We start from the raw sequence: 9,647 nt of genomic DNA, 5'->3' as shown, positions 1-9,647 counted from the left end.
ATCGGCGCTTGGGTGAAAGGAGGAGGGGCGAAATCTCCCACGGTCTGTGCTGCGTCAACAGTCAGAATCGAGCCTTGTCCCTCCTCCTCCCTTCAAGTCCTACCATACAAGCGAGCCTGCTCGCGAAGGCCGCGCCGCGGTGTTCCTGTTCAGCTAAAGATTTTCTGCAAGAACGCTTTCATGTCCGCCCAGGATTTTTCATCCGCGGCCTTGTTGTACCCGATGTCCGGGCCACCGTGCTCGCCATGGCTGAGGCGATCGGCATCCGGATTGGTGAAGCCATGCTTGGCACCGTCAAGGCTGACGAACTTATAGTCAGCGCCAGCCTTGTCCATTTCCGCTTTGAACGCCGTGACATTGTCGGCAGTGACCATGCTGTCCAGCGCACCGTGCTCGACCAGAATCTTCGCTTTCACACTGCCGGGCGTCGCCGGGGTTTTGGTCGCCAGCGCGCCGTGGAAACTCACCACGCCCGCCAACGGTTCACCTTGCCGCGCGGCGTTGAGCACCACGCCACCGCCAAAGCAGTAACCGATAGCGGCGATTTTGTTGGCGTCGGTCTGCGGCTGCTGCTTCAGCAAATTCAGCCCGGCCTCAAAGCGCTTGCTGGAAGCCGCCGCATCCTGAGTCGCTGCCTGCATGAACGCCATCGCGTCTTTTGGATGTTCGGTGTTCTTGCCTTCGCCGTACATATCGATCGCCAACGCGCTGTAGCCGAGTGCGGCGAGATCGCGTGCGCGGCGTTTGGCGTAATCGTTCAGGCCCCACCATTCGTGCACCACGACGACACCCGGACGTTTGCCTTTGATGGCGTCGTCATAGGCGTAGTAGCCGATCAGCTTTGTGCCATCGGCGCTTTGATAGGGGATTTCCTCGGTCTTGATCGCTGCCTGAGTGAGGCTGCTGACGGCCAGCAAAATGAGGGCAAGGAACAGGCGCATGGTCGGATCTCCTGACAATAAACGGTCAAATCAGCCTAGTTCATTTGGTTCAGGTCGGGTTCAGAGACGGTTCAGGGGCGGTACAGGGGAAGGTCAGTAACCTTGCGCCATACCCAAACAGCACTGTGAAAGAGGAAATACCCATGACTTTTAACAAACTGTTGCTGGCATTGACCGTAATGAGCGCCAGTATCGCGGCCCAGGCCGACACCACTTCGAACTTCGCCGGCCTGTCCTTCGGCCAGACCAGTGACAAGATCAACAAATCCAACTCGCTGAACAACAACCTCGACCACCCGAACGCCACTGGCGCCATCGACGGCAACAACACCTACGGCGTCCGCCTCGGTCAGCAAAACAGCCAGGGTCGCTACTACGCCACCTACGACAACGTGTCCGGTTCGCACAATGGCATTAAACTGCGTCAGGAAAACCTGCTGGGCAGCTACGATCTGTTCTACCCGGTGGGTGGCAGCACCAAGCTGTTCGGTGGCGCGACGGCGGGTTTGACCAAGCTGACTCAGGATTCGCCGAGCTACAGCCGCGACAGTGACATCGGTTATGCGGTTGGCGGCCAGTTCGGTGTGTTGCAGCAAGTCTCGCAGAACACCTCGGTCGAACTTGGTTACCGTTACCTGCGCAGCAACGCCAGCACTGAAATGAAAGAGAGCGGCGGCAGCAAGCAAGGCTCGCTGGATTTGACCAGCAGCGCGCAGACTTACCTGTCGGCCAACTACAATTTCTAAGGAGTTGCCAGCAGGTTCAATGTGGGAGCGAGCCTGCTCGCGAAAGCGCCGGTTCAGTCGATGAGAGGTCGACTGAGCCATCGCCTTCGCGAGCAGGCTCGCTCCCACAGGTGTGTGACTGGAGATTCTGATTTGCCCGGGAGAGTGTTATGAAACTGTTGGTCGTCGAAGATGAAGCGCTCTTGCGCCATCACCTGCAAACCCGCCTGACGGAAAGTGGCCACGTGGTCGAGTCCGTGGCCAATGCCGAGGAGGCGCTGTACCAGACCGGACAGTTCAACTTTGACCTGGCGGTGATCGATCTCGGCCTGCCGGGCATGGGCGGTCTCGACCTGATTCGCCAGTTGCGCGCGGGCGGCAAGACCTTCCCGATCCTCATCCTCACCGCGCGCGGCAACTGGCAGGACAAGGTCGAAGGCCTCGCCGCCGGTGCCGACGATTACGTGGTCAAGCCGTTCCAGTTCGAAGAACTCGACGCGCGTTTGAATGCCTTGCTGCGCCGTTCCAGCGGGTTCACTCAGTCGACCATCGTTGCCGGCCCGCTGCTGCTCGACCTCAATCGCAAACAGGCGAGCCTCGACGAACAACCTTTGGCGCTGACCGCCTACGAGTACCGCATCCTCGAATACCTCATGCGTCATCACCAGCAAGTGGTGCCCAAGGATCGCTTGATGGAGCAGCTCTATCCGGATGACGACGAGCGCGATCCGAATGTCATCGAAGTGCTGGTCGGCCGTCTGCGGCGCAAACTCGAAGGGCCGGCCGGGTTCAAGCCGATCGACACCGTGCGCGGCCTCGGCTACCTGTTCAATGAGCGCTGCACTTGATTCGTTCTCTGCGCGTTCGCTTGATGCTCGCCGCCACGACGTTGGCGGTGTTGTTCATGCTCGCTTTGCTGCCGGCGATGCAAGGCGCGTTCAGCCTGGCGCTGCAAGACTCGATCGAGCAGCGGCTGGCCTCGGACGTCACTACGCTGATTTCTGCCGCGCGCATTGAAAACGGTCGGTTGGTGATGCCGACGCAACTGCCGGATGAGCGTTTCAACCTCACCGATTTCCGTTTGCTCGGCTATATCTACGATCGCGAGGGGCATCTGGTCTGGCGCTCGAAGGCGACTCAGGAAGAGCAGATCAACTACAAACCGCGCTACGACGGACTCGGTAATGAGTTCGCGCGGATCCGCGAAAGCAATGGCCAGGAATTCTTCGTCTATGACGTCGAAGTCAAACTGCTCGGCGGCAAAAGCGCGGCGTTCAGCATCGTCGCCCTGCAACCGGTGCGCGAGTACGAAACCACCCTCGAAGGCCTGCGCGAAAATCTCTATCTAGGCTTCGGCGCGGCATTACTGGTATTGCTGGCGCTGTTGTGGATCGGCCTGACCTGGGGCCTCAAAGCGCTGCGCCGGCTCAGTCAGGAGCTCGACGAAATCGAAGGCGGCACCCGTGAAAGCCTCACCGAACAACACCCACGTGAACTGCTGCGCCTGACCGGCTCGCTCAACCGTTTGCTGCACAGCGAGCGCCAGCAGCGCAGTCGTTATCGCGATTCCCTCGATGATCTGGCGCACAGCCTGAAAACGCCGTTGGCGGTGTTGCAAGGGGTTAGCGAGGACATGGCCCAACGTCCCGAAGAACGCGATCAAGCGTGGGTGCTGCAGAGTCAGATCGAACGCATGAGCCAGCAGATCAGCTATCAACTGCAACGGGCCAGTTTGCGCAAAAGCGGACTGGTGCGACATCAGGTGCGCTTGCAACCGGTGCTGAAAAGCCTGTGCGACACCCTCGACAAGGTGTACCGCGACAAGCATGTGCGCGTGGCCTTTGATCTGCCTGAGCACTGCTATGTGCCGATCGAGCAGGGTGCCTTGCTGGAGATGATGGGCAACTTGCTGGAAAACGCTTATCGCCTGTGTCTGGGCGAAGTGCGTATCAGCGTGCGTGAGACTCTGGCCGGGATTGAACTGTGCGTCGAAGATGACGGCCCCGGTGTGCCGCCGGATCAGCGTGCGCGGATCCTCGAGCGTGGTGAACGCCTGGATGCCCAGCATCCGGGGCAAGGGATCGGGTTGGCGGTGGTCAAGGATATTATCGAAAGCTACAACGCCAAACTCGCGCTGGGGGATTCGCCGATGGGTGGGGCGGCGTTCAGGATTCATTTTCCGGCGGTGTGATTGGGAGTTGCCCTCTCCCAGAAGGAGAGGGGACTGACCGAAGTGTCTTTGGAAAATTATCGACCTGAGCGATTTGCAGCGAATATGGATTCAATAGAGAGCCTGCAGGTCGGCGTATTTACCGAGTATCCCCCAATCAGTCCCCTCTCCCCCCGGGAGAGGGTTAGGGTGAGGGGCTTTTGATTTGGCGTCTCACTGCTCCTGCGCCCGATACGCCCCCGGCGTCAACCCCGTCCACTTCTTGAACGCCCGATGAAACGCCGACGGTTCGGAAAACCCCAACTGCTCGGCAATCTGTTGCAACGACAGATCCGCCCGCCCCAAATGATAAATGGCGATATCCCGCCGCAACTGATCCTTCAACTCCTGAAAACTCGTGCCTTCCTCACGCAAGTGCCGGCGCAAGGTCTGCGGGCTGATGTGCAAGTGCGCCGCCACCGCGTCCAGATCCGGCCAATTTGCAGTGTCACGGCTGAGCAAGCGGCGCAAACGGCTACTCAGACTGTCGCCGTCGTCCGGGCGCGAGAGCAGGTCGGCGGGGGAGCGTTCGAGGAAGTGTTTGAGCGTGCGTTCGTCCTGCAACAGCGGCATAGACAGATAGCGGCTGTGGAATAAAAGGCTGCTTTGCTCGGTGCCGAAGGTTAGCGGGCAGGGGAACAACAGGTCATATTCGGCGCCATGCTCGGGGCGTGGATAGCTGAAGCTCGCCTGTTCGAGGCGAATCCGCTGGCCGATCAGCCAACTGCCGAGGCGATGCCAGATCACCAGCAGACTCTCGGTGAGAAAGTGATCCGGGTCCCACATCTGCGAATCATCGAGGCTCAGGCGCACCCATTCGTCTTCGCGCGCCAGGCTCAGGCGCGGGGCTTCGGGGAATAGGCTATAAAACAATAAGCCGCGTTGCAGGGCTTTTTCCAGATTGCGGCAGTGAATCGAGGCGTGGCACATCATGGCGAAACTGCCGGGTTTGCTTGGTGCGTTGCCGAAACCCAGGTATTCGTCGTCCAGCGCCAGCCACAGGCCCTGAATCAAGCGGGTGAATTGTTCCGGAGCAATGCGCGCGCGAGGTTCGTCGAGCAATTCCGGGCTGATGCCCAGTTGCAGCAGCAGGCCCGAGTAATCGAAACCCACGCGGCGTGCGCCACCGAGGGCGGCACGGGCAAAATGACTGGCGATGGTGCGTTCGCGCATAAGCGGCAGATCCTTCTTCAGGCGCCGGATGGTAGCGGCGGGCTGGATGCATCGACAAGGCGGATTTCCGCCAAATTGTAGGACGAGAAGCGGCGAGTTGGCGGAAATCCGCCACACTTCAGTCACCGGATGGTGACATCGATGAACCTGTAATCCCTGATATCAAAAGGCTTGCAGGCAATCGCACCAAAGTGGCACGACGTTTGCGATACAAGCCACAGAAGCGTGCGTTTGGCCCTGATGGAAAACGCTGCTCCAACAACAAATCCCTCCAGTGCAGGAGGGTTCGCAATTAAGGTTTCGCGGCCAACAGATGGATGTTGCCACGCGGGACGCTTGAGGAAACCTGCAATGACGACTCGTCAGCCACTGTACAAATCCCTGTATTTCCAGGTGATCGTTGCCATCGCCATCGGCATCCTGCTTGGTCACTTCTACCCTCAGACCGGTGTGGCCCTCAAGCCGCTGGGTGACGGGTTCATCAAACTGATCAAAATGGTCATCGCCCCGATCATCTTCTGTACCGTTGTCAGCGGCATCGCCGGCATGCAGAACATGAAATCCGTGGGCAAGACCGGCGGCTACGCGCTGCTGTACTTCGAAATCGTTTCCACCATTGCCCTGCTGATCGGTCTGATCGTGGTCAACGTTGTGCAACCGGGCGCCGGCATGCACATCGACGTCACCACCCTGGACGCCTCGAAAATCGCCACTTATGTGACGGCCAGTAAAGACCAGAGCATTGTCGGTTTCCTCCTCAATGTAATCCCGAACACCATCGTCGGCGCGTTCGCCACCGGTGACATCCTGCAAGTGCTGATGTTCTCGGTGATCTTCGGCTACGCCCTGCATCGCTTGGGTTCGTACGGTCGTCCGCTGCTGGACATGATCGATCGCTTCGCCCACGTCATGTTCAACATCATCAACATGATCATGAAACTGGCGCCGCTGGGTGCTTTCGGCGCGATGGCCTTCACCATCGGTGCTTACGGCGTCGGCTCGCTGGTGCAACTGGGCCAGTTGATGATCTGCTTCTACATCACCTGCATCCTGTTCGTGGTGGTGGTGCTGGGTGCGATCTGCCGTGCTCACGGTTTCAGCGTGTTTAAACTGGTGCGTTACATCCGTGAAGAGCTGTTGATCGTACTGGGCACGTCTTCGTCGGAATCGGCACTGCCACGCATGCTGATCAAGATGGAGCGTCTGGGCGCGAAGAAATCCGTAGTAGGTCTGGTGATCCCGACCGGTTACTCGTTCAACCTCGACGGTACTTCGATCTACCTGACCATGGCGGCCGTGTTCATCGCTCAGGCGACTGATACCCACATGGACATCACCCACCAGATCACTCTGCTGCTGGTATTGCTGCTGTCCTCCAAAGGCGCAGCCGGTGTGACCGGCTCGGGCTTCATCGTACTGGCAGCGACCCTGTCGGCGGTCGGTCACCTGCCGGTGGCCGGTCTGGCGCTGATCCTCGGTATCGACCGCTTCATGTCCGAAGCGCGCGCACTGACCAACCTGGTTGGTAACGCTGTAGCGACCATCGTGGTTGCCAAGTGGGTCAAGGAGCTGGATACCGATCAGCTGCAAACCGAACTGGCCTCGGGCGGTCGCGGTATCTCCGACGAGCGTGAAGAAGATGACCTGGGTGTGGCTGAAGGCCCAACCCCAAGCAATGTGAAGTAAGCCCTGTTTGCCTGGAAAAACCCGCTTCGGCGGGTTTTTTCTTGCCTGCGATTTGAGCGTAACGGTCATACCCGCTGACATTTCCGGTGATTGCCGTACACGGCATCGCTGCCTAGGCTGAGTGCATCGCCCAAGGAGTTCGCCCATGTCCGCACCGCTGGCCTCACTGAAAATCCTCGATTTCTCGACGCTGCTGCCGGGGCCGTTCGCCTCGCTGTTGCTGGCGGACATGGGCGCTGAAGTGCTGCGCATCGAATCACCAACGCGCATGGACCTGCTGCGGGTATTGCCGCCACATGATGGCGGAGTCTCGGCCAGTCACGCCTACCTCAATCGCAACAAGCGCAGCCTGGCGCTGGATCTGAAACAGCCTGAAGCCGTGGAAGTGATCAAGCAGTTGCTGGCCGATTACGACATCGTCCTCGAGCAGTTTCGTCCCGGTGTAATGGAGCGTCTGGGCCTGGGCTATGAAGCGCTGAAGGCGATCAACCCGAAGCTTATTTACGTGTCGATTACCGGTTACGGCCAGACCGGGCCATACAAGGACCGCGCCGGGCATGACATCAACTATCTCGCGCTGGCGGGGCTGGCCAGCTACACCGGTCGCGCCGACAGCGGGCCGTTGCCGTTGGGCATGCAGGTGGCGGATGTGGCCGGAGGCTCATTGCACGGAGTGATCGGCTTGTTGGCCGCGGTGATTGCGCGTCAGCAGAGCGGGCAGGGCACGCATCTGGATGTGAGCATGACCGATTGCGCGTTCAGCCTGAATGCCATGGCCGGTGCCGGCTATCTGGCTTGCGGCGAAGAACCTGCGTGGGAAGACCAGATGCTCAACGGCGGCAGCTTTTACGATTATTACCGTTCCCGCGATGGCCGCTGGATGTCGGTGGGCAGTCTGGAACCGGGGTTCATGCAGCAACTGTGTACGGCGTTGGGGCGGCCGGAGTTGGCGGCGCAGGGCTTGTCCTCAAAGCCCGAGCAGCAGCGGGCATTGAAGTACGCGCTGACGGTCGAGTTCGAAAAACACGACTTTGCTGAGTTGTGCGAGATGTTTGCCGGGATCGATGCGTGTGTCGAGCCGGTATTGAGTCTGGGTGAGGCGGTGCGCCATCCGCAGTTGCAGGCGCGGGAACTGGTGACGCAGGTGCCGCGCGGGGATGGTTCGACGCAGGCGCAGATGGCCTGTCCGTTGAAGTTTTCCCAAGCGTTGCCGGCGCCGCGGCATGTTGGCGCGGTGTTGGGGCAGCATACGGATCAGGTGTTGGCGGAGTTGGGGTTGAGTCCTTCGAAAATTGAAGAGCTGCGCCGGGCCAAAGTCATTCTTTAGTGCCTGTTCTGGCCTCATCGCTGGCAAGCCAGCTCCCACAGTTTTCGAGGTGTCCACAGATTCTGTGTAAGACACCTAAACCTGTGGGAGCTGGCTTGCCAGCGATGGGGCCAGTCAGGGCGACACAAACTGACTATTCGACGCGCATCTCACCACTGAACACCAACGTGTTGCGGCATCGGCGACACAGGTAACGCCGCCCCTGCCGCACCAGGCTATGGCGCTGCGCCGAAAACGGGAAATCACTGTCGGCGCACGGGCATTTGTAGATATAGCGGGTCACGCTGCGGCGCTTGATTGCATAGGTGTGGCAGCGATCCGGCGGCAGTTCGTAAACGCCGCGCATGATCAGTTGCCATTCCTCGCCGTGGGGCTGAATGCGCTCGCCAAACAACTGATGGGCGATCAGGTGCGCAACCTCGTGGGCCACGGTCTGCTTGAGGAAGTGCTCGGTGTTTTCCCGGTATAACTGCGGGTTGAAGCGCAGCAGGTTCTCGTGCAGATGCGCGACACCGGCCTTTTGCCCGCGCAGCTTGAGGCTGACGACAGGGCGTGGGAAGGAACGTTTGAAAAAGGATTCTGCGAGTTGGTAACAGTCTTCGACGCGGGTATTGAGTTGCTCGGGCATGCTTGATGGATCTCCATAGACGTCGAGTATGCCGTAACGCCCCGGACTTGCGAATCGCCGAGCTGCCGAATGGTCATCCGGCAAACGACAAGGCCGCCTTGCGGCGGCCTCTGATTGGTTTGGCGAGTCAGTTCGTATAGACGGGACCAACGCCCAGCCCCCAGACGATCACGGTGAACGCCATGATGGCTACCAGCACCACCAGACCCACCGCCAGCACCGAGCTGGAAAACAGGAAGCCTTCATCCGACGGAATATTCATGAACGTCGGCAGCCCCACGTACAACAGATACACCGTGTAGCAGATGGCCGCCGTGCCGACGATCATCCCCAGCCACATGTGCGGATACAACGCCGCCAGCCCGCCGACAAACAACGGTGTCGCGGTGTAGGTGGCGAAGGCCACACAACGGGCCAGACTTGGATTGGCGTCGTAGGTGCGAGCCATCCAGTGCACAAAGGCGCCCATGACCGCGACCCCGCCGAGCATGGCCAGGTACGACATGACGGTCATCCAGATCGCGCTTTCGACGGTGAGCATGACCGGCGCGCGATTGCCGATTACCCAGCCGACCTGTGTGGTGCCGATAAAGGCCGAGACAGCGGGGATAGCCGCCAGAATCAGCGTGTGTGTCAGGTACATGTGGCTGATGCTTTCCTCTTGGTCGCCACGGATTTCCTTCCATTCCTGATCGGGGTGGGTAAAAAGTCCCACTACGTGATGGATCATGCCAGTCACTCCTCTTGTTATTGCCATCGCCCCCCAGCGGAGCGCCTACGGGCCAAGGTGGCCGAGCAAATACAGGTCTTCAGATTGTGTGCGACCTTATGTCGCAGTATAGAAAGGTCTTAACCGCACAGGTATTAGGGGCTTAGAGCAAATCGCGCTGTAAAAACAGGGCGTAATCGCCTCGGGGTCTGTAAACGTTCCATCTCCGGGCTACGACAACCTGTGCCC

Annotated in this window: 9 protein-coding genes; 5 read left to right on the top strand and 4 right to left on the bottom strand. The window is 59.5% G+C overall.

The window, feature by feature from the left end; genetic code table 11:
• Nucleotides 1–149: 149 nt before the first annotated feature.
• Nucleotides 150–941: a dienelactone hydrolase family protein gene (locus tag CKW38_RS28470; protein WP_007917527.1), complete on the bottom strand. Its 792-nt coding sequence runs from the start codon at nucleotides 939–941 to the stop codon at nucleotides 150–152.
• 143 nt (nucleotides 942–1,084) lie between these two features.
• On the opposite strand from CKW38_RS28470, the gene CKW38_RS28465 reads away from it, so the two are divergent.
• From CKW38_RS28465 to CKW38_RS28455, 3 genes are all read left to right on the top strand, one after another.
• On the top strand, nucleotides 1,085–1,687 hold the full coding sequence (locus CKW38_RS28465; RefSeq protein WP_007917526.1) for a membrane protein: 603 nt from the start codon (nucleotides 1,085–1,087) through the stop codon (nucleotides 1,685–1,687).
• A 149-nt stretch (nucleotides 1,688–1,836) separates the two neighbouring features.
• Nucleotides 1,837–2,514, top strand: coding sequence for a response regulator transcription factor (locus CKW38_RS28460; RefSeq protein WP_007917525.1), 678 nt, complete (start codon nucleotides 1,837–1,839; stop codon nucleotides 2,512–2,514).
• Nucleotides 2,511–3,857, top strand: a complete 1,347-nt coding sequence (locus CKW38_RS28455; RefSeq protein WP_038367433.1) for an ATP-binding protein — start codon at nucleotides 2,511–2,513, stop codon at nucleotides 3,855–3,857. The genes CKW38_RS28460 and CKW38_RS28455 overlap by 4 nt, the downstream gene beginning before the upstream one ends.
• 192 nt (nucleotides 3,858–4,049) lie before the next feature.
• Here CKW38_RS28455 and CKW38_RS28450 read toward each other — a convergent pair whose 3' ends face one another.
• Complete coding sequence (locus CKW38_RS28450; RefSeq protein ID WP_095114436.1) at nucleotides 4,050–5,048, bottom strand: AraC family transcriptional regulator; 999 nt, start codon at nucleotides 5,046–5,048, stop codon at nucleotides 4,050–4,052.
• 351 nt (nucleotides 5,049–5,399) lie between these two features.
• On the opposite strand from CKW38_RS28450, the gene CKW38_RS28445 reads away from it, so the two are divergent.
• The gene (locus tag CKW38_RS28445) at nucleotides 5,400–6,734 is read left to right on the top strand and encodes a dicarboxylate/amino acid:cation symporter (protein WP_007917521.1); all 1,335 of its coding nucleotides are present in this window, start codon (nucleotides 5,400–5,402) and stop codon (nucleotides 6,732–6,734) included.
• Nucleotides 6,735–6,879: 145 nt separating this feature from the next.
• Nucleotides 6,880–8,061: a CaiB/BaiF CoA-transferase family protein gene (locus CKW38_RS28440; protein ID WP_095114434.1), complete on the top strand. Its 1,182-nt coding sequence runs from the start codon at nucleotides 6,880–6,882 to the stop codon at nucleotides 8,059–8,061.
• A 133-nt stretch (nucleotides 8,062–8,194) separates the two neighbouring features.
• Here CKW38_RS28440 and CKW38_RS28435 read toward each other — a convergent pair whose 3' ends face one another.
• Nucleotides 8,195–8,689 (bottom strand): SprT family zinc-dependent metalloprotease, encoded by a 495-nt coding sequence (locus CKW38_RS28435; RefSeq protein ID WP_007917517.1) that lies wholly within the window; start codon nucleotides 8,687–8,689, stop codon nucleotides 8,195–8,197.
• Between the two features lie 127 nt (nucleotides 8,690–8,816).
• Nucleotides 8,817–9,419 (bottom strand): Yip1 family protein, encoded by a 603-nt coding sequence (locus tag CKW38_RS28430; protein ID WP_007917515.1) that lies wholly within the window; start codon nucleotides 9,417–9,419, stop codon nucleotides 8,817–8,819.
• Nucleotides 9,420–9,647 lie beyond the last annotated feature (228 nt).

It is taken from the genome of Pseudomonas sp. Irchel 3H7, assembly GCF_900187605.1.
GTDB lineage: Bacteria > Pseudomonadota > Gammaproteobacteria > Pseudomonadales > Pseudomonadaceae > Aquipseudomonas.
This window is presented reverse-complemented; position numbering and strand designations above follow the sequence as displayed.